At 72.2% G+C, this 20,792-nt stretch carries 19 protein-coding genes; 8 read left to right on the top strand and 11 right to left on the bottom strand.

The annotated features are described in order from the left end of the window. Window positions 1-36: 36 nt before the first annotated feature. The gene (locus tag ACIBCU_RS02445) at window positions 37-840 is read right to left on the bottom strand and encodes a hypothetical protein (protein ID WP_399228687.1); all 804 of its coding nucleotides are present in this window, start codon (window positions 838-840) and stop codon (window positions 37-39) included. Between the two features lie 240 nt (window positions 841-1,080). Here ACIBCU_RS02445 and ACIBCU_RS02450 point away from each other — a divergent pair, with 240 nt between their 5' ends. After that, the gene (locus ACIBCU_RS02450; protein ID WP_399228689.1) at window positions 1,081-2,280 is read left to right on the top strand and encodes an MFS transporter; all 1,200 of its coding nucleotides are present in this window, start codon (window positions 1,081-1,083) and stop codon (window positions 2,278-2,280) included. 3 nt (window positions 2,281-2,283) lie between these two features. On the opposite strand, the gene ACIBCU_RS02455 is transcribed toward ACIBCU_RS02450, so the two are convergent. The 5 genes from ACIBCU_RS02455 to ACIBCU_RS02475 form a co-directional block, all read right to left on the bottom strand. Next, the gene (locus tag ACIBCU_RS02455) at window positions 2,284-3,498 is read right to left on the bottom strand and encodes an MFS transporter (RefSeq protein WP_399228691.1); all 1,215 of its coding nucleotides are present in this window, start codon (window positions 3,496-3,498) and stop codon (window positions 2,284-2,286) included. Between the two features lie 180 nt (window positions 3,499-3,678). After that, window positions 3,679-4,869 (bottom strand): Cmx/CmrA family chloramphenicol efflux MFS transporter, encoded by a 1,191-nt coding sequence (locus tag ACIBCU_RS02460; protein WP_362931219.1) that lies wholly within the window; start codon window positions 4,867-4,869, stop codon window positions 3,679-3,681. A 325-nt stretch (window positions 4,870-5,194) separates the two neighbouring features. Then, window positions 5,195-6,145, bottom strand: coding sequence for an endonuclease/exonuclease/phosphatase family protein (locus ACIBCU_RS02465; protein ID WP_399229722.1), 951 nt, complete (start codon window positions 6,143-6,145; stop codon window positions 5,195-5,197). 239 nt (window positions 6,146-6,384) lie between these two features. Beyond that, window positions 6,385-7,086, bottom strand: a complete 702-nt coding sequence (locus ACIBCU_RS02470; protein WP_399228694.1) for a TetR/AcrR family transcriptional regulator — start codon at window positions 7,084-7,086, stop codon at window positions 6,385-6,387. Between the two features lie 106 nt (window positions 7,087-7,192). After that, complete coding sequence (locus tag ACIBCU_RS02475) at window positions 7,193-8,815, bottom strand: DHA2 family efflux MFS transporter permease subunit (protein WP_362931223.1); 1,623 nt, start codon at window positions 8,813-8,815, stop codon at window positions 7,193-7,195. Window positions 8,816-8,999: 184 nt separating this feature from the next. Between ACIBCU_RS02475 and panB the strand changes: the two genes are divergently transcribed. The 3 genes from panB to ACIBCU_RS02490 all read left to right on the top strand — a co-directional run bounded on the left by panB (window position 9,000) and on the right by ACIBCU_RS02490 (window position 11,876). Further along, window positions 9,000-9,887, top strand: coding sequence for a 3-methyl-2-oxobutanoate hydroxymethyltransferase (gene panB / locus ACIBCU_RS02480; RefSeq protein ID WP_362931225.1), 888 nt, complete (start codon window positions 9,000-9,002; stop codon window positions 9,885-9,887). Window positions 9,888-10,008: 121 nt separating this feature from the next. Beyond that, window positions 10,009-11,028 (top strand): ATP-binding cassette domain-containing protein, encoded by a 1,020-nt coding sequence (locus tag ACIBCU_RS02485; protein WP_399228698.1) that lies wholly within the window; start codon window positions 10,009-10,011, stop codon window positions 11,026-11,028. Next, window positions 11,025-11,876, top strand: a complete 852-nt coding sequence (locus tag ACIBCU_RS02490; protein WP_362931229.1) for an ABC transporter permease — start codon at window positions 11,025-11,027, stop codon at window positions 11,874-11,876. The genes ACIBCU_RS02485 and ACIBCU_RS02490 overlap by 4 nt, the downstream gene beginning before the upstream one ends. Before the next feature lie 7 nt (window positions 11,877-11,883). On the opposite strand, the gene ACIBCU_RS02495 is transcribed toward ACIBCU_RS02490, so the two are convergent. Further along, the gene (locus ACIBCU_RS02495; protein ID WP_399228700.1) at window positions 11,884-15,195 is read right to left on the bottom strand and encodes a BTAD domain-containing putative transcriptional regulator; all 3,312 of its coding nucleotides are present in this window, start codon (window positions 15,193-15,195) and stop codon (window positions 11,884-11,886) included. Between the two features lie 122 nt (window positions 15,196-15,317). Here ACIBCU_RS02495 and ACIBCU_RS02500 point away from each other — a divergent pair, with 122 nt between their 5' ends. Further along, a complete protein-coding gene (locus ACIBCU_RS02500; protein WP_399228702.1) occupies window positions 15,318-16,130 on the top strand; it encodes a site-2 protease family protein in 813 nt (270 codons plus the stop codon). Here ACIBCU_RS02500 and ACIBCU_RS02505 read toward each other — a convergent pair. Further along, on the bottom strand, window positions 16,127-16,318 hold the full coding sequence (locus ACIBCU_RS02505; RefSeq protein ID WP_399228705.1) for a hypothetical protein: 192 nt from the start codon (window positions 16,316-16,318) through the stop codon (window positions 16,127-16,129). The two genes, ACIBCU_RS02500 and ACIBCU_RS02505, sit on opposite strands and share 4 nt — an antisense overlap. Window positions 16,319-16,398: 80 nt before the next feature. Beyond that, window positions 16,399-17,109, bottom strand: a complete 711-nt coding sequence (gene npdG / locus ACIBCU_RS02510; RefSeq protein WP_362931237.1) for an NADPH-dependent F420 reductase — start codon at window positions 17,107-17,109, stop codon at window positions 16,399-16,401. 142 nt (window positions 17,110-17,251) lie between these two features. On the opposite strand from npdG, the gene ACIBCU_RS02515 reads away from it, so the two are divergent. Further along, entirely contained in the window at window positions 17,252-17,854 is a 603-nt protein-coding gene (locus ACIBCU_RS02515; protein WP_399228707.1) for a hypothetical protein, read from the top strand. A 36-nt stretch (window positions 17,855-17,890) separates the two neighbouring features. Here the strand turns inward: ACIBCU_RS02515 and ACIBCU_RS02520 are convergent, their stop codons facing one another. Then, window positions 17,891-18,127 (bottom strand): hypothetical protein, encoded by a 237-nt coding sequence (locus ACIBCU_RS02520; protein ID WP_362931243.1) that lies wholly within the window; start codon window positions 18,125-18,127, stop codon window positions 17,891-17,893. A 58-nt stretch (window positions 18,128-18,185) separates the two neighbouring features. Here ACIBCU_RS02520 and map point away from each other — a divergent pair, with 58 nt between their 5' ends. Together map and ACIBCU_RS02530 are read left to right on the top strand one after the other, a co-directional pair. Continuing rightward, entirely contained in the window at window positions 18,186-19,043 is an 858-nt protein-coding gene (map, locus tag ACIBCU_RS02525; RefSeq protein WP_399228709.1) for a type I methionyl aminopeptidase, read from the top strand. Window positions 19,044-19,200: 157 nt separating this feature from the next. Further along, on the top strand, window positions 19,201-19,866 hold the full coding sequence (locus ACIBCU_RS02530; protein ID WP_399228712.1) for a heme oxygenase (biliverdin-producing): 666 nt from the start codon (window positions 19,201-19,203) through the stop codon (window positions 19,864-19,866). Here ACIBCU_RS02530 and ACIBCU_RS02535 read toward each other — a convergent pair whose 3' ends face one another. Beyond that, a complete protein-coding gene (locus ACIBCU_RS02535; protein WP_362931248.1) occupies window positions 19,867-20,538 on the bottom strand; it encodes a PhzF family phenazine biosynthesis protein in 672 nt (223 codons plus the stop codon). Window positions 20,539-20,792: the final 254 nt, after the last annotated feature.

The following is a 20,792-nucleotide window of genomic DNA, read 5'->3' on the forward strand; positions in this document are numbered from 1 at the left end:
CGGGGGTGCGCCGGGGCGGGCGACCTCCGTGGCGGCTCAGCGGAGCAGGGCTCCCCGCAGGGTGATGCCGTGCCGCGTGCGCAGCCGCCGCAGCTCCCACATCGCCACGAGGGTGACGGACAGCGGCCCTCCCAGGGTGAAGGCCGCCCGCACCGCCAGCGGCACGCCGTCATAGGCGCCCCGGAAGACGTCCAGGAGCGCGACCTCCCAGACGAGCAGCGTCGCGAGCAGCGGCGGGACGGTCTCGTGGAGGTCCGCCGTCCGGAAGACGTGCACGAGCGACTGCGCGATGCCGTAGAGCACGAAGGGGGCGAGCCACAACAGCCAGGCGCCCAGGGCGAACAGGAGCGCGACCCGCTCCGGCGAGGCCGTCCAGTCCGTCTCCTCGGTGACGAGGCCCAGCCCGGTGATCAGTCTCGGCGCGGCGAGAGCGACGAACAGCGCGAGCAGCGCCCCGGCGGGCTTGGCCACGCGGCGCAGGAACAGGCCCCGGTTGGGCGGGCGGGCCGCCGCGACGAACGCGGCGACGGCGACCGGGAAGGTCACTGCCAGCACGATGAGGGTGGTGCGGATCTGGGCGAAGCGGTCGTCCACCACGGCGTCGGCGTCCGACGCCAGCCCGTAGGACAGCATCATCCACGTGATGGCGGCGATGCCGACGACCGTCCGCACGACCTGCGTCCTCTTCACCGCCGGGTCGTGCACACGGTCCGGCCGGGACGGCGTGAACACCACACGGCCCACAGCGATCGGATTGAAGAGACGTCCGAAGGTCAGCCGGCGCGCCGGCTGACCTCCCCCGTACGGATTCCACGGTGCGCCGCCCCCGTCTGCACTCATCCCCCGGCCTTCCTGTCACCAGCTTGTGGACCTCACCAGGAGAATACGCAGGCCTCGGGGCGTGAAACCGCCTCTGTTCCGCCGCGGTCGTGAACCGACGGCGACCGGACGGCCACCAGGCCCGCCGGTGGTGACACCTGAGGCATCTGCCCGATGCGGCCGCACCACCTCAGTCACCAGCATGGCCAGGAGCGCGCCCCTGCCGGGAGCGCGGGTCACGCGGGTGCGGGAGGAGTGGACGTGACATCGGTCGCGGTGGTACGGGATCGCACGGCCCGGCTCTGCCTCACGGGTCTGCTCGTGTCCGGGTTCGGCACGTCGGCGATGTGGCTGACCGCAGGCATCTGGGTCAAGTCGCTCACCGGGTCGGACAGTCTGGCCGCCCTGACGGTGTGCGCGATGTGGGCACCGGTCCTCGTGGGCCCCGCCCTCGGGGCGGTGGCGGACCTGGTGCCCCGCAGGCTCCTGCTGATCACGGTGAACCTGGTGATGGCGGGGCTGATGGCCTCGCTCCTCCTCGTCGGCCCGGGCCACCGGATCGGTGCGCTCTTCGCGGTCCTGCTCGTCTACGGCGTGAGCGGCGTGCTCCTGGACGCGGCGGAGGCCGCGCTGGTGGCCCGGGCGGTCGACGTCCGGCTGCTGGGGGACTTCAACGGGCTGCGCACGACGGCGAACGAGGGCATGAAGCTGCTGGCACCCCTCGCGGGCGCCGGGCTGTTCGCGCGGTACGGCGCGGTCCCCGTGGTCGTCCTGGACGCGGTGACGTTCGCCCTGGCCGCTCTGGTCTTCGCGCGGGTGCGGGGGCGGGAGCCGGCCGGGGCGGCCCGGAAGAGGGCACGGCGGGGCGGTACGGCGGCGGGGATACGGCTGCTGCGCGGCTCGGCGGCCCTCCGGCCGCTGGTGTACGCCGGAGCGCTGACGATGCTGCTGGCGGGGCTCAACGGCGCGGCGGTGTACGCCGTCGTCGAGACGCTCGGCCGTCCTCCGGCGTACGCCGGAGTGCTGTACGCCTTCCAGGGCGCGGGCTCCGTGGCCGTCGGGCTGCTGGCCGGGCCCCTGCTGCGCCGGATGCCGGAGCGGGGCTTCGCGGGGGCGGGGATCGCGGTCTTCGCGGTGGCCGTGGGCGCGCGGGCGCTGGGCGGTGACGCGGTGGCCCTCGCGGCGAGCGCGGCGATCGGAGCCGGGCTGCCCTGTGTGCTGATCGCCGCGATGACGGCGGTGCAGCGGGAGACCCCGGACGCGGTGCTGGGCCGCACGACGGCGGCTGCCAACTCACTGATGATGGTGCCGAACGCGCTGGCGCTGGCAGGTGGCGCGGGGCTGGTCGCCGTGGTGGACGTCCAGCTGCTGCTCGCGCTGACGGGGCTCGCCGGACTGGTCACGGCAGCCCGGCTGGGCTCCGGCCGGCGCGTGTCCCGCGCCGGCCCGGAGCCGTCGTAGCCCTCAGGAGGAGTGCGTCTCCACCGACTCGCGCGCCTCGGCGCGGGCGCCGGACGCCACCACGCGCGAGGTGCCCGGGGCCCGGTCGAGGAAGCCCGCCGTGACCGCCACGGCCAGACCCGCCACGGCCAGCACCGCGCCGACCAGGGCCGGAGAGGTCCAGCCCCAGCCCGCCGCGATGGCGATCCCACCGAGCCAGGCGCCTCCCGCGTTGGCGAGGTTGAAGGCGGAGTGGTTGGAGGCGGAGGCCAGCGTGGGGGCGTCCTTCGCCTTGTTCATCACCAGCATCTGCAGCGGTGTGGTCGTCATGAATCCGATGCCGCCGAGCAGCACCACCATGACCAGCGCCGCCCACTGCACGTGCACGGTGAAGGGGAAGACGACAAGGACGACGGCCAGGGCCCCCAGGGAGCCGTAGAGGGTGGGACGCAGTGCCCGGTCCGTCAGCGGTCCCGCCGCCAGGGCGCCGAGCGTCATCCCGATACCGAAGAGGGCGAGGACGAGCGTCACGGAGGACTCGCCGAAGCCCATCGCCTCGGTCGTCATGGACGAGAGGTAGGAGTAGACGGCGAAGACGCCCGCGAAGCCGAGGACGGCGGTGAGCAGGCCGAGGATGACCTGCCGGTTACCGAGCGCGCTCAGTTCACGGCGTACGTTCTGATGCGCCTCGACGGGGATCTGCGGGACGAGGCGGGCGAGGGCGGCCATCGCGGCCAGCCCGATCACGGCGACCACCATGAACGTGGCGCGCCAGCCGAGGTGCTGTCCCAGCAGGGTGGCGGCGGGGACGCCGACGATGTTGGCCACGGTCAGGCCGAGGAACATCGTGGCGACGGCCCGCGCCTGGCGGCCGTCCGGCACGAGGCGCGCGGCGACGACCGCGCCGACCCCGAAGAAGGCGCCGTGCGGCAGCCCGGCCAGGAACCGGCCGGCCAGCAGCCAGCCGAAGTCGGGGGCGAAGGCGGAAGCGAGGTTGCCTACGGTGAAGACGGCCATCAGCAGCAGGAGCATCCGCTTGCGCGGGATCCTGGAGCCGAGACCGGTGAGCAGCGGGGCACCGAGGACGACGCCGATCGCGTACGCCGAGACGAGGTAACCGGCGGTGGGTACGGACGTTCCCAGATCGTCCGCGACGTTGGGCAGGAGCCCCATCATCACGAACTCGGTGGTGCCGATGCCGAAGGCGCTCACAGCGAGGGCGAGCAGGGCCAGGGGCATGGAGAAGACCTTTCGGGCAGGGTGACCACGCGGGCCGTGCGGCGGCCGGGTGGCGGGCGGTGTGTGCGGGAGCGTCGGCTTCGTTGCCGGGACGGGTTATGTACCCCGTCGGAACAAAGTCTCTCAGACGTTTTATGCCCGGACGTGAACATGCCGTTGCGTCGGGGTGTGATGTCTGCGTCACTCAGCGGCTCCGGCCCGCCCCCGAACGCGGGAGACCCCCGCGGAAGAGGACACCGACAGCACCCCCGCACCCGCGAGCGCCAGGCACATCAGCAGGGCGCTCACCCAGACCGGGGCGCGGAAGCCGAAGCCCGCACCGAGGGCCAGGCCGCCCAGCCAGGGGCCGGCCGCGGCGCCCACGTTGAAGGCGGCCGTGGCGAAGGAGCCGGCCAGCGTCGGGGCGTCGGGGGCCAGGTGGAAGACCCGGGTGATCAGCGTCGTTCCCGTACCGAACGCGAGCGCCCCCTGGAGCAGGACGAGGATGAGGGCCGCCACCGGGTGGGCTGCGGTCAGGGCCAGTGCGGCCCAGCCGGTGGCCAGAGCCGTCATGCCGAGCCCGATGACCGCGTGCGGGCGGGCGTCGGCCAGGCGCCCGGCCAGGGTGACACCGGCGAACGAGCCGACGCCGAACAGCGCGAGCACCACGGGCACCCAGCCCGCGCCGAAGCCGGTGACCCGGGTGACCAGCGGCTCCAGATAGGAGAAGGTGCAGAAGGTCGCCCCCTGCACGAGTGCCATCACCAGCAGGGTCAGCAGCAGCCGGGGCCGGGCCAGGGCGCGCAGTTCGCTCCGCGCGCTCACCTGCTGCGGTGCGTCGTCGGGCCGGCCGCCCGGGACGGCCACCAGCAACGCGACGGCGGCCGGTACGGAGACGAGGGCCACGGCCCAGAACGCCGAGCGCCAGCCCCACAGTTCACCGAGCGCCGCCCCCGCCGGCACACCCACCACGCATGCGACGGTGACCCCGCCCACGACCACGGCGGTGGCCCGCGCCCGCTGGTGCGGGCCGGCCATGGCCAGTGCGGTGACCAGCGCCACCGCCCAGAACCCGGCATTGGCCAGCGCACCCGCGACCCGGGTGGCGAGCAGCACTCCGTAACTGGAGGTCAGCGCGCCGACGACATGGGCGGCGACGAAGACGCCGAGGAAGAACAGCAGGGCCCGGCGCCGGGGCCAGCCGCGGCCGGCCAGCGCGGTGAGCGGCGCGCCGACCACCATCCCGACCGCGAAGGCCGAGGTCAGCAGCCCGGCGGCGCCGAGCGAGACGTGCAGGTCACCGGCGATGCCCGAGAGCAGACCGGAGAGCATGAACTCCGAGGTGCCCTGGGCGAAGACAGCCAGCCCGAGGACGTGGACAGCGATGGGCATGAGAAGGGAACCCCTTGTACGGAACCGTCGGAGGGACGAGTGGTGTGCAGGGGGATGCGGGCCGCGCCCGTCGTCACGCGCGGAGGCATGAGGACGGCGACACGGTGGAATGTCCGGTGTTCCTACGGGACATGAGAGCCGGCCCACACCGCCGCGGACGATCCGGCGGTGGTCGACGACGCGACGGGGCGAAGCCCGGTGACCGCTGGGGTCGGAGGCTTACGGCGTCACGGACGGGGCCACCGGCGGACCGGCGGCCGGAGTCTGTCGGACTCGGGGCTGGACATGGGGGAGAGCGTACCGCGTCCGTCGGAAACGGCGGCGCTCAGAGCTGCACGCGGGCGGCGATCGGGAGGTGGTCGCTGTCCGTGGCGGGGAGGGACCAGGAGGCGAGGGGTTCGACGCCCCGCACCATGATCTGGTCGATCCGCGCCATCGGGAACGCCGCGGGCCAGCTGAAGCCGAAGCCGTCGCCCGCCGCGCCCTGGGTGGAGCGCATCTGGGAGGTGACCGCGTGCAGCGAGCGGTCGTTCATCGTGCCGTTCAGGTCGCCGAGCAGGACCACACGCTCCAGCGGCTCGTCGGCGATGGCCTCGCCCAGCGCGTCCGCGCTGTCGTCCCGCTGGTTGGCGGTGAAGCCCGCGTTCAGTTTGACCCGTACGGACGGGAGGTGGGCGACGTACACCTTGACCGGGCCCTCGGGGGTCGTGACCGTGGCGCGCATCGCGCGGGTCCAGCCCAGCTTGATGTTGACCGGGCTGGAGTCCGTGACCGGGTACTTGCTCCACAGGCCGACGGTCCCCTGGACGGAGTGGTGCGGATAGCGGTCGGCGAGCGCGTCCTCGTACGCCGCCACCTTGCCGCCCGGCAGCTCCTGCAGGGCCACGACGTCCGCGCCGGAGCCGGCGACCTGCTGGGCGGTGCCCGCCGGGTCGGGGTTGCCCGCGTTGACGTTGTGCGTGGCGACGGTGAGGTTCCCGCCGGTGCCCGACTTGTCGTCGAAGAGCAGGCCGCCGAAGAGGTTGAGCCAGACCGCGACGGGCAGGACGAGGGCGATCACCGCCGTGGCCGAGCGCCGGACGAGACCGAGGATCAGCAGCAGCGGCACGAACACGCCGAGCCAGGGCAGGAACGTCTCGATGAGGCTGCCCAGGTTGCCGACGGTGTTCGGGATCTCGGCGTGGAAGACCATCACGACGGTCAGCAGCACCGAGCAGAGCGCCAGGATGATGCCGCGCCGCCAGATGCCCCGGTCGGAGGCCAGTCTGTGACACAGGGCCCGGAGCCGGGAGCCCGGCTGCGAACCCGCGCCGGGGTCTTCGGTGTCCGCCCTGTACGCCTGCACCATTGCGCTCGTCCTCACTGCCTTGCCGTACACATCACCGCGCCTCCCGACCCTAGGCGATGAGCGACGCGGTTCTCGCCGTCGACGACGGCCGTGCTGCCATCAGGACGACCGGACCGGACCGGCGAGTTCCGGTCATGACGGCGGATGGGCGGCTTGTGACAGAACCCTCACACAGGAGCGGACGTCGGCTCCACGGCTGTGACCTGCGTCTTCGGCGAGCGCGGCGCCAGGCCCTGGAGAAGGGCAGCGATGATGCGGTCGGCGAGGTCCTCCGGCAGGGCCGCTTCGGGGCGGTGCACGGTGCGGACGAGCATGGGCCCCAGGAACAGGTCGTCCATCAGCTCCGCATCGAGGTCGCCGCGGAGCTCACCCGCGTCCACCGCCCGCTGCACGGCGGCCAGCATGGCGGCGCGTCGCGGGCCGAGGACGGTGGTCTGGTACTCGGTCCAGAGCCTGGGGTGCTTCTTCATCTGCACGAACACGTTGTGCAGGAGGGCGGAGGAGCGCTGGGCGAGACTCCGCGTACGCATGGACTCCAGCATGACGCGCAGGTCGTCCAGGCCGCCGGTGCCGGAGACGGTGGGGTCGGCGGGCTCCATGTCGCGCAGGACGTCGACGAAGAGCTCCTCCTTGCCGCTCCAGCGGCGGTAGATCGTGGCCTTGCCGACGCCGGCGGTACGGGCGATGCGCTCGATGGACAGCCCGTCCAGGGTCTCCCCCGTCTCCAGCAGCTCCACGACGGCGTCGAGGATCGCCCGCTCCACGGCCGCGCTGCGGGGGCGGCCCCGGCGCGGCTCCGCGTCCTGGCAGGGCGGGCCCACCGGTCCCTCGGCCGGGTCCTGCGCCGGGTTGTGTGCCGCCTGCCGCACGTGGGCCGCCTCTCGCTGCGCCGTCCGCCGTTCACTGTTCGCCGTACGTCCCGATTCTCTCCGACCGGCCGGGGGGTGTGCGACTCCCCCGGCCGGAACGGCGGGGTCAGGACCGGCGCGCCGGAACCTCGGTGGCCTCGGGTGTCCGGCCGGGGCCGGTCGCGCGCGGCTTCAGCTGCGCGTCCTGCCGGCCGGGCAGGAAGGCGGCCACCACCGCCGCGCCGATCAGGGCGACCGCCGCCGAGCCGAGCGCGGTGACGTGCATCGCCCCGATGAACGCGTCGTTCGCCGCGGCGATCAGCGGCTCACCGGCCGGGCCCAGCTTCTGCGCGACGCCGAGGGTCGCCTCGATGGACTCACCCGCGACGTCCCGCGCGGCGGCGGGCACGCCGTCGAGGTGGCCCTCGATGTCACCCCGGTAGACGGTGGAGAGCACCGAGCCGAGTACGGCGATGCCGAGCGCCCCGCCGACCTGGCGGAACGTGTTGTTGATGGCGGAGCCCGAGCCCGCCCGCTCGCGGGGCAGTGTCTGCATCACGGCGACGGTGACCGGCGGCATGATGTGGGCCATGCCGGTGCCCTGGACGAAGAAGACCAGGCAGAGGACCCACAGCGGGGTGTCCGCGTCGAAGAGGGCGAAGGCCGCGAGACCGGCCGCGACGAGGAGCATGCCGACGGTGCAGACCTCCCGCACCCCGAACCGGTCGACGACCAGCCGGGCGCGCGGCGCGAAGATCATCTGCGCGGCGGCGAGCGGCAGGATCAGCAGTCCGGACTCCAGCGCGGTGTAGCCGCGCACGCTCTGCAGGTAGAAGGCGGAGAAGAAGGTGACGCCCATCAGCGCGAAGAAGACCAGCGCGATGGCGGCGACCGCGGCGGAGAAGGCGGGCTTGCGGAAGTAGGAGATGTCGATCGACGGGTGGGTGCTGCGCTTCTCGTGCCAAACGAAGCCCGCCAGCACCAGCAGACCGCCGATCAGCGGTGCGAGGACGGTGACGTCGGCGAAGGAGGCGAGTTCGCCGCCGCGGATGATGCCGTAGACCAGCAGGACCAGGCCGACGATGGACAGGACGACCCCGAGCGGGTCGACGCGGCCGGGCGCGGGGTCCCGGGAGTCGGGCACGAGGACGGCCATGGCGATGAGCGCGATGACCACCACGGGCACGTTGACCAGGAAGATCGAGCCCCACCAGAAGTGCTCCAGGAGCACCCCGCCGGTGATCGGGCCGATCGCGATGCCGAGGCCGACGCTGCCGGCCCAGATGCCGATGGCCTTGGGCTGCTCGTCACGCTCGAAGACGTTCATCAGGACGGCGAGGGTGGCGGGCATCACGAACGCCGCGCCGAAGCCCATCAGGGCACGCCAGGTGATGAGTTCACCGGGCGAGGAGGAGAGCGCGGCCAGGGCCGAGCCGATACCGAAGACCAGGATTCCGGCCAGCAGGACCTTTTTGCGGCCGATGCGGTCGCCCAGCAGGCCGGCGGTGAAGAGCAGGCCGGCGAAGACGAGCGTGTAGGAGTTGATCGCCCACTCGAGCTCGCTCTGGGTGGCGCCGATCCCGGTCGGCGCGGGGCTGGCGATCGTCTTGACCGCGACGTTCAGGATCGAATTGTCCAGAACGACGATGAGCAGGCTGAACATGAGAACGGCGAGGACGAGCCAGCGGCGGCGGTGGACCGCCTCCGGGACGCGGGGCGCGGCGGCAGGGGCGCCGGACGGTATGGACATGGATCGGACCCTAAACGACTTCCAATACGATACCGTCTCGTATTGGAAAGACTTTACCCGGTTGCCGGGCACCGTTCACCGGGCGCGGTGGGCCCACTTCCCGGGAACGCTTCCGGGATGCCACCATGGAAGGGATCCGGGGACGCCGTCAGGGCGCCTCGAGATGACGAAGGAGCCGTTGGCCATGTCGCTTCAGGCTGCGCAGAACCAGCCCGCCACACCTCCCACGGGCCCCACTCCCGGCGCCGGTAAGGCCCTGTACGGGGGGAAGAGCACCCGCCGCATCACCGTCCACGACATCACCGCCGCCAGTGAGCGCGGCGAGAAGTGGCCGATGCTCACCGCCTACGACGCGATGACCGCGTCCGTCTTCGACGAGGCCGGCATCCCGGTCATGCTCGTCGGCGACTCCATGGGCAACTGCCACCTCGGCTACGAGACCACCGTGCCGGTCACCATGGACGAGATGGCCATCCTCTCGGCCGCCGTCGTGCGGGGCACCAAGCGCGCCCTCATCGTGGCCGACCTGCCCTTCGGGGCGTACCAGGAGGGGCCGGTCCAGGCCCTTCGCAACGCCACCAGGCTGATCAAGGACGCCGGTGTCGGCGCGGTCAAGCTGGAGGGCGGCGAGCGCTCCCACGAGCAGATCCGGCTCCTGGTCGAGGCCGGGATCCCGGTCATGGGCCACATCGGCCTGACCCCGCAGTCCGTCAACGCGATGGGCTACCGAGTCCAGGGCCGCGGCGAGGAAGCGGCGCAGCAGCTGCTGCGCGACGCGAAGGCGGTGCAGGACGCGGGCGCGTTCGCCGTCGTGCTGGAGCTCGTCCCGGCCGAGCTGGCCGCCGAGGTGACCCGCACGCTGCACATCCCGACCGTCGGCATCGGCGCCGGGCCCGACACGGACGCGCAGGTGCTGGTCTACACCGACATGGTCGGCCTGACCGGCGGCAAGGTCCCGCGCTTCACCAAGCAGTACGCGAACCTGCGTCAGGTGATGGCCGACGCCGCGAGGGAGTACGCCGAAGAGGTCGTCGGCGGCACGTTCCCGGCGGCGGAGCACACCTTCCACTGACGCCCTCACGACCACTGCCGCACCACCGACAGCCCGCCGACTTCCCCCATCGGCGGGCTGTCGCCTGCTGTCGGCCCGCTGTCAGCGACATGTCGGTGACTTGTCGGTGAAGGCTGGTCTGATGGTGTCCATGACGCGAAACGACAAGAACCTCAGGGACGGCAGGAACGCCGTCGAGGTGCGGGGGCTGGTCAAGCACTACGGCGAGACCAAGGCGCTGGACGGTGTGGACCTCGACGTACGCGAGGGCACCGTCCTCGGCGTGCTCGGCCCCAACGGCGCCGGGAAGACCACCCTCGTACGCTGCCTGTCCACCCTGATCCTGCCCGACGCGGGGCACGCGGTGGTGGCGGGCTACGACGTGGTGAAGCAGCCCCGGCAGCTGCGCCGCACCATAGGCCTGACCGGGCAGTACGCCTCGGTCGACGAGAAGCTCTCCGGCTGGGAGAACCTCTACATGATCGGGCGGCTGCTCGACCTGCCGCGCAAGAAGGCCAGGTCCCGCGCCGACGAGCTGCTGGAGCGCTTCTCCCTCACCGACGCGGCGAAGAAGGCCGCGATGGACTACTCCGGCGGCATGCGGCGCCGGCTGGACCTGGCCGCCTCCATGATCGGCAGCCCGGCCGTCCTCTACCTGGACGAGCCGACCACGGGACTCGATCCCCGTACGCGCAACGAGGTCTGGGACGAGGTGCAGCGGATGGTCGCGGAGGGAGCGACCGTGCTGCTCACCACCCAGTACATGGAAGAGGCCGAACAGCTCGCCAGTGAGCTCACCGTCATCGACCACGGAAAGATCATCGCCCGGGGCGGTGTCGACGAGCTCAAGGCCAAGGTCGGCGGCCGCACCCTGCAGATCCGGCCCTCCGACCCCGCCGAACTGGCCGCGATGGCGCAGGCGCTGCGCGAGACCGGTCTCGACGGCGTCGCCGGCGCCCAGGCGGTCCCGGACGAGGGACTGCTCTACGTACCGATCCTCAGCGACGAGCAGCTGACCGCCGTGATCGGCCTGCTCGGCACCCGGGGCTTCTCACTCGCCCATGTCGCCACCGCGCTGCCCAGCCTGGACGAGGTGTTCCTCGCCATCACGGGCGACAAGGCCCCCGTCACCGACACGATTCCCCAGGAGGTCGCGGCATGAGCACGACGACTCTGACACCCACCGACGCGGCCGCGTCCGCACCGGCCAAGGCTCTCCACGACGAGGGCCGGATCGGGCTGCGGAACAACCTGCGCCACATCGGGGCGCTGGTGCGGCGCAACCTGCTCCAGATCAAGAAGGATCCGGAGTCGATGTTCGACGCGCTCCTGATGCCGGTCATCTTCGTGCTGCTGTTCGTGTACGTCTTCGGCGGCTCCGTCGGCAGCAGCCTGGGCGGCGACCGTCAGGACTACCTGAACTACCTGATCCCCGGCCTGATGGCGATGATGGGCATGAACATCGCCATGGCGGTCGGTTCGGGTGTCAACGACGACTTCCGCAAGGGAGTCATGGACCGGTTCCGCACGATGCCGATCGCCCGCTCCTCGGTGCTCATCGCCAAGATCGTGGTCGAGCTCGGCCGGATGACGGTCGCCACGCTGATCCTGCTGGGCATGGGCTTCGCGCTCGGCATGGAGCTCCAGGGATCGGTGCTCGGGCTGATCGGGGCGATCGCTCTGGCGGCCGCGTTCGGCGCCGCCATCATGTGGATCTTCATCCTGCTCGGACTGAGCATGAAGACGGCCCAGGCCGTTCAGGGAATGGGGATGATCGTGATGATGCCGCTCCAGTTCGGGTCCTCCATCTTCGCCCCGACGCAGACGATGCCCGGCTGGCTCCAGACGTTCACCGACTACAACCCGCTGTCCAACCTGGCCGACTCGGCGCGCGGACTGATGATGGGCGGCCCGCTCGGCAACTCCGTCTGGCTGACGCTCGGCTGGACCGTGGTCATCACCGTGGTGATGGCCCCGCTCGCGGTGTCCAAGTTCCGCAAGAAGTCCTGACTCCCACTCAGTCCGCGGACGCGTCGACGAGGGCGTTGGCCTCCTCCAGGGAGAGGCCGACGCCCTCGTCGTACGCCGCCTCGTAGGCCTCGTCCCCGAGGACGCCGCGGACCACTTCCTCGGCCGCGGTGTAGTTGTCCCGCTCCATCGACGTCGGCACGTGCCCGTTCGGCAGCAGCGCCCTTCGGGCGCCCAGCAGCCGCGCCGCGTGGGCAGCCCGGCGCTCCCCGCCCAGCCCGCCCAGCGCCCGCGCCACGGTGACCAGGTAGTGCACGTTCATCTGCGGCGCCACCATCTGCGACAACCGGTCGTCGGCCCGTGCCAGCGCCTCCCGGCTCCGGGCCAGGGCCTCCGCGTACAGCCCCTCCTGGCTGTCCAGCCAGGCCAGACCGCCCAGCACGAACGCCTCGAAGAACTCCACCGTGGACGCGGAGCTGAACTCCCCCTGCAGCGTGACGAGTTGTTCACGGGCCTCGACCGTGCGCCCGGACGCCCCCAGCCACATGGCCAGGAAGAACCGGGCGAACGCCGTCCCCTCGTGCCCCGCGTGCCGCCCCTCGACGAGCACCTCCCGGAAGATCACTTCGGCCTCCGGGCCGCGGCCGAGTTCCACCAGCGCGGCGGCGTACCGGGTGCGGAGCACCAGCACCTGGGCCTTGGCACCGAGCTTCTCCGCGTAACCGATCGCGGCCTGGTAGTCCTCGGCCGCCCGGGCGAAGTCGCCCGTCTTCTCGTTGGCCTCGCCGCGCGAGGAGAGCGCCTCCGCCGCGCCCCAGTCGTCGCCGAGACGGCCGAAGATGCCCAGGCTCTCGTCGGCGTCCGCATGGGCCTCGCCCGCCCAGTCGGGCCGGTTGGCCAGCACGTTGGCACGCACCTGGAGCGCGGAGGCCAGCTCCCACTCGTATCCGAACTCCCGGGAGGCGCGGACCCTCTCGTTCAGCAGCACGCGCAGATCCGAGATGTCCCCGGTGAACATGACGGCGAAGAACCAGAGCGAACCCGGACTGCGGCAGGTCTGCGGCTGCCCGGGCCGGTAGGTGGCGGCGATGACGCGCAGGCGCTCCATTCCGTCCGAGTTCATCCAGACGTCCATGGCGTCGTCCATGCCCGCCAGCTGGACCAGCGCCACCTGACGCCGCGCCTCCTCCAGCAGCTCGGGGCCCATCGGCGGGGGCGCGTCGGTGCAGCGCTCGTGGAGGGAGGGAGCGGGGCGGGCAGGCCCGGCGAACGGGTCGGGGCCCAGCGCGGCGGCGGCCTCGGCCCACTGCAGAGCATCGCTGCGCAGATCGCGCATCTGCCAGTACCAGGCGAGCGAGAGCACCATGCAGAACGATTCCTGCTCGTCGCGGGCGGCGATGGCGCGCCGCAGGGCGGTGCGCAGATTCTCGTAGTCCCGCTGGATCAGTTCGAGGGCGGCGAGCTGTCCGGCGCCCCGGAGTTCGGGGTCGGTCGTACGGGCCAGCTCCCGGAAGAACACGAGGTGCCGGCGTTCGACGACGTCCCGCTCCCCCGCTTCGTCGAGCCGTTCGGCGGCGTACTCACCGACGGTCTCCAGGAGGCGGTAGCGCATCCGGCCGTCCGCGGCGGGGGCGGCGACGACGAGGGACTTGTCGACGAGCGAACCGAGCACCCCGGCGACGTCGTACGCGTCCCCCGGCCGGTCCGCGCAGACCGCCTCGGCGGCGGCGAGCGTGCAGCCGCCGGAGAAGACCGACAGCCGGCGCAGGGCGGTGCGTTCGTCCTGGTCCAGGAGGTCCCAGGACCAGTCGACGACGGCCCGCAGGGTCTGCTGGCGCGGCAGTACGGTGCGGCTGCCGCTGGTCAGCAGACGGAAGCGGTCGTCGAGGCGGTCGGCGATCTGACGCGGGGTGAGCATGCGCAGCCGGGCGGCGGCGAGCTCGATCGCGAGCGGGAGCCCGTCGAGGCGGTGACAGATCTCGGCACAGGCCGCCGCCGTCCGCTCGTCCGCGTCGACCCGGAAGCCGGACAGCGCGGCGGCGCCCCGCTCGGCGAGCAGGCGCAGCGCCATCGGGTCGGGCAGCGGGTCGACCGGCCGGACGAACTCGCCGGGTACGCCGAGGGGTTCACGGCTGGTCGCGAGGACGGTGAGCCCCGGGCAGCGGGCCAGCAGATGGTCGGCGAGGGCCGCGGCCGCCTCGATGAGGTGCTCGCAGTTGTCCAGGAGCAGCAGCATGCGCCGCCCGGAACAGTGATCGGTGAGCCGGGCGAGCGGTTCGCCCGCGCCGCGCTCCGCGGCTCGGAGCTCCTCGGCGCCCGCCCCGCGCAGCACGGTCTCGCGCCCGCCGAGCGCGGTGAGGACGGCCTCCGGCACCGCTTCGGGGTCGTCGACGGGCGCGAGCTCGGCCAGCCAGACGCCGTCCGGCCAGGCGGCGGGGCCGACGGATTCGGCGGCCTCCTGGGACAGCCTGGTCTTGCCCGCGCCGCCGGGGCCCAGGAGCGTGACCAGCCGGGCCCGGATCAGGTCCTCGCGCAGGTCGGCGATGTCCGCCTCACGTCCGACGAAGCTCGTGAGCCGGGCCCGCAGATTGCCCGGCCGCGCGGCCAGGGGGGCGACGGGAGCGGGGGCCGGGGCGGGCGGGTCCTGGTGCAGCAGCCCGTCGTACAGGGCGCGCAGTGCGGGGCCCGGGTCGGTGCCGAGCCGGTCGGCGAAGAGGGTGCGCACCTCGTCGTACGCCGAGAGCGCCTGCGCGGTGCGTCCGGCGTCCCGCAGCGCTCTGATCCGGAGGGCCTGCAGCGGCTCGTCCAGCGGGTGGTCGGCGCAGAGCCCGGCGAGTTCCGGCAGGGTCTCGTCGGCACGGCCCTGCGCGAGGACGGCCTCGATGCGGGTCCGGCGCGCGTCCAGCCGCCTGGCCTCCCAGCGGGCCGCCGCCACGGCGCGGTCCGGCAGATCGGCGAGGGCGGGCCCGCGCCAGAGGGCGAGCGCCTCGTCGAGGACGGTGGCGGCCTTCGCCGCGTCGCCGTCCTGCAGCGCCCGGGCTCCCTCGCCCGTGAGCCGCTCGAAGCGGTGCAGGTCGACGGCGTCCGGATCGGCGGCGAGGCGGTAGCCGTTCGCCGCCGATTCGACCGCGTCCCGGCCCAGCGTCCGCCGGAGCCGGCCCACGAGGGCCTGAAGGGCGCCGGGGGCGTCGGCGGGCGGGTCGCCGTCCCAGACCTCGTCGACGAGCACCCCGGGCGGGAGCGCCCGGCCGGGGCTGAGGGCGAGCACGGTGAGCAGGGCGCGCAGCCGCGCCCCGCCGAGGGTGACGGGAGTGCCGTCGGAGCGGAGAGCGCGGGTGGTACCGAGGATGCCGTAGTGCACGCGCCCATTGTCCGTGAAGGCCCCGTCCTCCGGGGAACTGCCACCCACCCGTGAGACGTTCTCGCGGTGTCACCCGTACTCTCGGGGGCTCCAGCCGCCGTCCAGCCCCAGGAGTGCCGCCGATGACCACCGCGTTCCGCCGACCCAGCGACCGGCGGGTCAGCCCGATCTTTCTCGGGATCGTCGCCGTCATGGCCGTGTCCGGCTGGGCGGTGTGGACGGGCTTCGCGGAGCAGACCGGCTTCGCGGTCTTCCTCTTCGTCACCGCGGCGTGGATCGTCTCGCTCTGTCTCCACGAGTACGCACACGCGCGCACGGCGCTGCACAGCGGCGACATCTCGATCGGGGCGAAGGGCTATCTGACGCTCAACCCGCTCAAGTACACCCATGCCCTGCTGAGCATCGTGCTGCCCGTGCTGTTCGTGATCATGGGCGGCATCGGCCTGCCGGGCGGGGCCGTCTACATCGAGCGGGGCCGCATCAGCGGGCGCTGGAAGCACAGCCTGATCTCGGCGGCCGGCCCCCTGACGAACGTCCTGTTCGCCATCGTCTGCACGGCGCCGTTCTGGCTGGGCGCCCTGGACGGTGTTCCGCTGTCCTTCCGGCTCGCGCTGGCGTTCCTGGCGCTCCTCCAGGTGACGGCGGCGATCCTGAACTTCCTGCCGGTCCCGGGCCTCGACGGCTACGGGGTGATCGAGCCCTGGCTGTCGTACAGGATCCGGCGTCAGGTGGAGCCGTTCGCGCCCTTCGGGCTGATCGCGGTCTTCGCGCTCCTGTGGATCCCGGAGGTCAACGGATTCTTCTTCGACGCCGTGGACGCGCTCCTGCGGGGCCTGGGCGTCAGCGAGGTCGAGACCTACTGCGGGCTGGACACCTACCGCTTCTGGCAGGAGTGGTTCGGTGACCAGGATCCGGGCTGCGCGCTGATCCGCTAGCCGGCGACGGCTTCGGCGTCGGATTCCGCCTTGTGCCTGCGCAGGTAGAACCACGCCAAGTTCGACGAGAGGCCGGCCAGCAGCACCCATACGACGCCGAGCAGGATGCTGCCCTGGACGAAGGAGACCACGGCCGCGGCGACGGCGAGGACGCAGACGATGCTGGCGTAGAGAGCGAGGCGGGGCATGAGGGCTGGTGCTCCTGTCCGGGGATGGTGCGCGGTCCCGTCCAGTGTCCCTCATGCCCGGTTCGGCTCCGGGCAGGGCCTCACACGTCGGTGGTGCGCAGCCCCGCGTGTGCCTTGTAGCGGCGGTTGACGGAGATCAGGTTCGCCACCAGCGACTCGACCTGGTGCGCGTTGCGCAGTCGGCCGGCGAAGATGCCGCGCATGCCGGGGATACGGCCCGCGAGCGCCTGCACGGTGTCGGTGTCGGCGCGCGCCTCCCCCAGCACCAGCACATCGGTGTCGATCTCCTCGATCGTCTCGTCCTGGAGGAGCACCGCCGACAGGTGGTGGAAGGCGGCGGTGACCCGGGAGTCGGGCAGCAGGGCGGCGGCCTGCTCGGCGGCACTGCCCTCGTCGGGCTTCAGGGCGTAGGCGCCCTTCTTGTCGAAACCGAGCGGGTTGACGCAGTCGACGACGAGCTTCCCGGCGAGCTCCTCACGCAGCGACTCCAGCGTCTTGGCGTGGCCGTCCCACGGCACGGCGACGATCACGATGTCGCTGCGGCGCGCGCACTCCGCGTTGTCCGCGCCCTCGACGCCATGGCCCAGCTCGGCGGCGGCGGCCTCGGCACGGTCGGCGGCACGCGAGCCGATGACGACCTTCTGCCCGGCGCGGGCGAAGCGGTAGGCGAGGCCGCGGCCCTGGGGGCCGGTTCCGCCGAGTACGCCCACGGTCAGGCCTGACACGTCGGGGAGGTCCCAGGGGTCCTTGGCGGGGGGCTTGGGGGTGCTGCCGGTGTCATTCGTAGTCATGGCGCCGACCCTACTGCCAGGTAGTGAAGCGGAACCTCACCTCGTCGCTGTGCGACGCGTATCACTGCGGGAGGTTCCCGTTCGGGTGGATCGCACGCGATCGGGCCGCCGACAGGCCGGGAGAGCGGCATGATGCCGGGTCATGGATGCCGTACGTGTCGCGTTGCTGCGTGAGGTGCTCGCCGGGACGGAGTGGCCGGCGGCGGCCCGGGGGTTCGCCCGGACCCTGCGGGCGTCGGTCGTGCCGCAGGGCGGCGGGCTGCTGCTGGTGGGTACCCAGGCCTACGAGCCGTGGCACATGGCCGCGCACCTGGTGGACGAGTCCACGTGGTCGGGTCTGCCGCAGCTGAGGCCCACGCTCGTACGCCACCGGGTGGAGCCGGACGACCCGGTGCACCTGGCCGTCGGTCTGGGCCGGATCGAGACGGCCGGGCGCGGCGAGACGCTGCTCGTGGTGGCGCCCGAGCAGCCGGACGGCGGCCTGCTGGAACGCGTGCACGACGCGCGGCGCGCGGGGGCGACGGTGCTCGCGCTGGACGGCGGCGACCCGGAGGTGCGGGGCCTCGCCCATGAGGCGCTCACGGTCAGCGACAGCGACGACGTCGACCTGGACACGGTCCAGCACCTGGTCAGCGCGGCCGCGGGAGAGAACGGCGCCCCGTCCCCCCGGGGCCGCCGCACGTTCCGCGACCGCCTCTCCCGCCTGGCCGACGAGCTGACGGCCCCGCCCCCGGCCCGCTGGTGAGGGGCCCGCCCCGCGGTGGGCATGGGCCCCGACGGCCTAGTCGGGGGCCTCGTCCGTCGGCCGGTCCGTGCGGTCGTGCCACTTCGGGTCGGTCTCCCACTCCAGGTTCCGCTCACGCGCCGTGTCCATCGCGCGCTGGGCCTCCCCCGGGGTGGCGTACGGGCCGAAGCGGTCCTTGCCGGGGCACTCGGGGCCCTCCTCGACCTTCTTGTGTTCCAGGCAGTAGTACCATTCGCCCGGTTTGCCCACCGCGCGCTTCTTGAACAGGGCCATCGCAGGATCCTTTCCTCTTTGCCATGGTGCCCCGAGGGCGCTGGTTAGACTCGCTGGCATGTCTGGCCAGTCGCTCCTCGCACCAGGGGAGATCACTCCCGTCCGTTCCGTTCCCGGAAAGATCCGGCGCCCCGAGTACGTGGGGAAGCCCGCCCCCACGCCGTACACCGGGCCGGAGATCCAGGACTCCGACACCGTGGAGCGCATGCGGATCGCGGGCCGTATCGCGGCGCAGGCGATGGAGGAGGCCGCGAAGCACATCGCGCCGGGGGCCACCACCGACGAACTCGACCGGGTCGCCCATGAGTTCATGGTGGACCACGGGGCGTACCCGTCGACCCTCGGTTACCGGGGCTTCCCGAAGTCGCTCTGCACCTCGCTCAACGAGGTCATCTGCCACGGCATCCCCGACTCCACCGTGCTGCGGGACGGCGACATCGTGAACCTCGACGTCACGGCGTACATCGACGGCGTGCACGGCGACAACAACGCCACCTACCTCTGCGGGGACGTCGACGAGGAGTCACGGCTGCTGGTGGAGCGCACCCGGGAGTCGCTGAACCGCGCCATCAAGGCGGTGCGGCCCGGCCGGCAGATCAATGTGATCGGCCGCGTCATCGAGTCGTACGCGAAGCGGTTCGGCTACGGGGTGGTGCGGGACTTCACGGGGCACGGGATCAATTCCTCGTTCCACTCCGGTCTGATCATCCCGCACTACGACAGCCCGCACGCGACGACCGTGATGCAGCCCGGGATGACCTTCACCATCGAGCCGATGCTCACGCTCGGTACCCATGACTACGACATGTGGGACGACGGCTGGACCGTGGTGACGAAGGACCGGAAGCGGACCGCGCAGTTCGAGCACACACTGGTGGTGACCGAGACCGGGGCGGAGATCCTCACGCTTCCGTAGCGGCCCGCTTTTGCCGACAGGTGGTCGGGAACCTGTTGACTTAGGTAAGCCTAAGCAGGAGGATCGGCGTATCGGTGCGCGTCAGCATGTACAGCCGCTACCGGTTCATACGTTTCTGTCCGGACTTCCTGTCCCCCTCGGTCCCCGGAGGCCCGCCTTGGACTCGACCGCCACCACCACGCCCTTCTCGACCCTCATCCGCACCGCTTCGCACGAGCAGCACACGGAGGCCGAGTCCTCGACCTTCATGAGCGACATGCTCGGCGGACGGCTCGGGGTGGACGCCTACACGCGCTACACCGAGCAGCTGTGGTTCGTCTACCGGGCGCTGGAGGACGGCGCGGAGGCCCTGCGCGAGGACCCGGTCGCCGGACCCTTCGTCCAGCCGGAGCTGATGCGCACGGCCGCGCTGGAGCGCGACCTCACCCACCTGCGGGGCGAGGGGTGGCGCGAAGGGCTGGAGCCGCTGCCCGCCACCGCCGCGTACGCCGCGCGGGTCGCCGAGTGCGCCCGCGAGTGGTCCGCCGGGTACATCGCGCACCACTACACCCGCTACCTCGGGGACCTCTCGGGCGGCCAGATCATCCGTGGCACCGCGGAGAAGACCTGGGGCTTCGACCGCAAGGGCGACGGCGTGCGGTTCTACGTGTTCGAGCAGATCTCCAACCCGGCCGCCTTCAAGCGGGAGTACCGGGAGCTGCTGGACGCGGTGAACGCCGACGACCTGGAGAAGCAGCGCGTCATCGACGAGTGCAAGCGCGCCTTCGCGCTGAACACCGCCGTCTTCCGTGAGCTGGGCGAGGTGTTCCCGCTCAGCGCGTGATCAGGACGCGGACACGAGAAGGACGCGGCCGCCGATCTCCATCGTGCCGTCCGGCGCGGGTGCGGTGAGGATCTGGGAGCCGCGTCCTTGTGTGATGTTGAGGGCCCGGCCGAGCTCGGCGCTCAGCAGCATGGCCGCCGCACCGGTCGCCTCGTCCTCGTCGATGTTGTCGTCGCGCCGCGGGAAGGCCCGTGCCCGTACGCGCCCGGCGGCCTCGTCCTCCCAGGCCCAGACGTAGAGCCAGCCCTCGCCGGGCGGCGGCCCCGTCAGGGCCTCGACCTCGGCGACGGAGGCGTAACGCTCCAGCGTCCTCGGCGGCGCCCATTCCGGGCGGGCCGTGATCCAGGTGAACTCGCCGTCCTGGCGGGCCGTCACGTCCCCGACGGGCAGCTCCAGGACCTCCAGGTCGAGCAGCCAGGCCGCGCCGACGAGCGGGTGCCCGGCGAACGGCAGCCGCAGCCCGGGCGTGCGGATGTCGACGGTGCCGCGCTCCGGGTCGTCCACGAAGACCGTCTCGCTGAAGCCGAGTTTCCGCGCGAGCGCCTGCCGGGACTCGTTGCCGGGATACCTGCGCCCGTCGCGCACGACGCCCAGCGCGTTGCCGTGGCGGCCGTCCGGGCCGCAGAACACGCGCAGTACGTCGATGCCGTCGGGTACCTCGAAGTCGTTCACCTCCGCATTCAAGCACCGTGCGGGGCCCACCGGCCCCGGGCGACGAAGCAGCCCGGGGATCGGGGGCTCCCCGGCCCACCGGCCGGAGCACCCCTCGTCGTACCGAAAAGGCTTGCTTGACCCGCGCTTGACCTCCCCATGGGCTTCCCATGAGTCGGCCGTGACCAGCCCGTTCCCCGCGCCCCCGGATGAGATCTGAATCACCGGCCGGAGAGGTACAGGCCAGGTAAGGCTCGGTTAAGTTAGGGCCGCCT

This window comes from Streptomyces sp. NPDC051064 (assembly GCF_044455985.1).
Classification (GTDB): domain Bacteria; phylum Actinomycetota; class Actinomycetes; order Streptomycetales; family Streptomycetaceae; genus Streptomyces.

What these genes read in the sequence shown, in the direction of transcription:
- ACIBCU_RS02445 (WP_399228687.1), bottom strand. Translation starts at nt 840, where the DNA reads ATGAGTGCAGACGGGGGCGGCGCACCGTGGAATCCGTACGGGGGAGGT.
- ACIBCU_RS02455 (WP_399228691.1), bottom strand. Translation starts at nt 3,498, where the DNA reads ATGCCCCTGGCCCTGCTCGCCCTCGCTGTGAGCGCCTTCGGCATCGGC.
- ACIBCU_RS02460 (WP_362931219.1), bottom strand. Translation starts at nt 4,869, where the DNA reads ATGCCCATCGCTGTCCACGTCCTCGGGCTGGCTGTCTTCGCCCAGGGC.
- ACIBCU_RS02475 (WP_362931223.1), bottom strand. Translation starts at nt 8,815, where the DNA reads ATGTCCATACCGTCCGGCGCCCCTGCCGCCGCGCCCCGCGTCCCGGAG.
- panB (WP_362931225.1), top strand. Translation starts at nt 9,000, where the DNA reads ATGTCGCTTCAGGCTGCGCAGAACCAGCCCGCCACACCTCCCACGGGC.
- ACIBCU_RS02485 (WP_399228698.1), top strand. Translation starts at nt 10,009, where the DNA reads ATGGTGTCCATGACGCGAAACGACAAGAACCTCAGGGACGGCAGGAAC.
- ACIBCU_RS02490 (WP_362931229.1), top strand. Translation starts at nt 11,025, where the DNA reads ATGAGCACGACGACTCTGACACCCACCGACGCGGCCGCGTCCGCACCG.
- ACIBCU_RS02500 (WP_399228702.1), top strand. Translation starts at nt 15,318, where the DNA reads ATGACCACCGCGTTCCGCCGACCCAGCGACCGGCGGGTCAGCCCGATC.
- ACIBCU_RS02505 (WP_399228705.1), bottom strand. Translation starts at nt 16,318, where the DNA reads ATGCCCCGCCTCGCTCTCTACGCCAGCATCGTCTGCGTCCTCGCCGTC.
- npdG (WP_362931237.1), bottom strand. Translation starts at nt 17,109, where the DNA reads ATGACTACGAATGACACCGGCAGCACCCCCAAGCCCCCCGCCAAGGAC.
- ACIBCU_RS02515 (WP_399228707.1), top strand. Translation starts at nt 17,252, where the DNA reads ATGGATGCCGTACGTGTCGCGTTGCTGCGTGAGGTGCTCGCCGGGACG.
- ACIBCU_RS02520 (WP_362931243.1), bottom strand. Translation starts at nt 18,127, where the DNA reads ATGGCCCTGTTCAAGAAGCGCGCGGTGGGCAAACCGGGCGAATGGTAC.
- map (WP_399228709.1), top strand. Translation starts at nt 18,186, where the DNA reads ATGTCTGGCCAGTCGCTCCTCGCACCAGGGGAGATCACTCCCGTCCGT.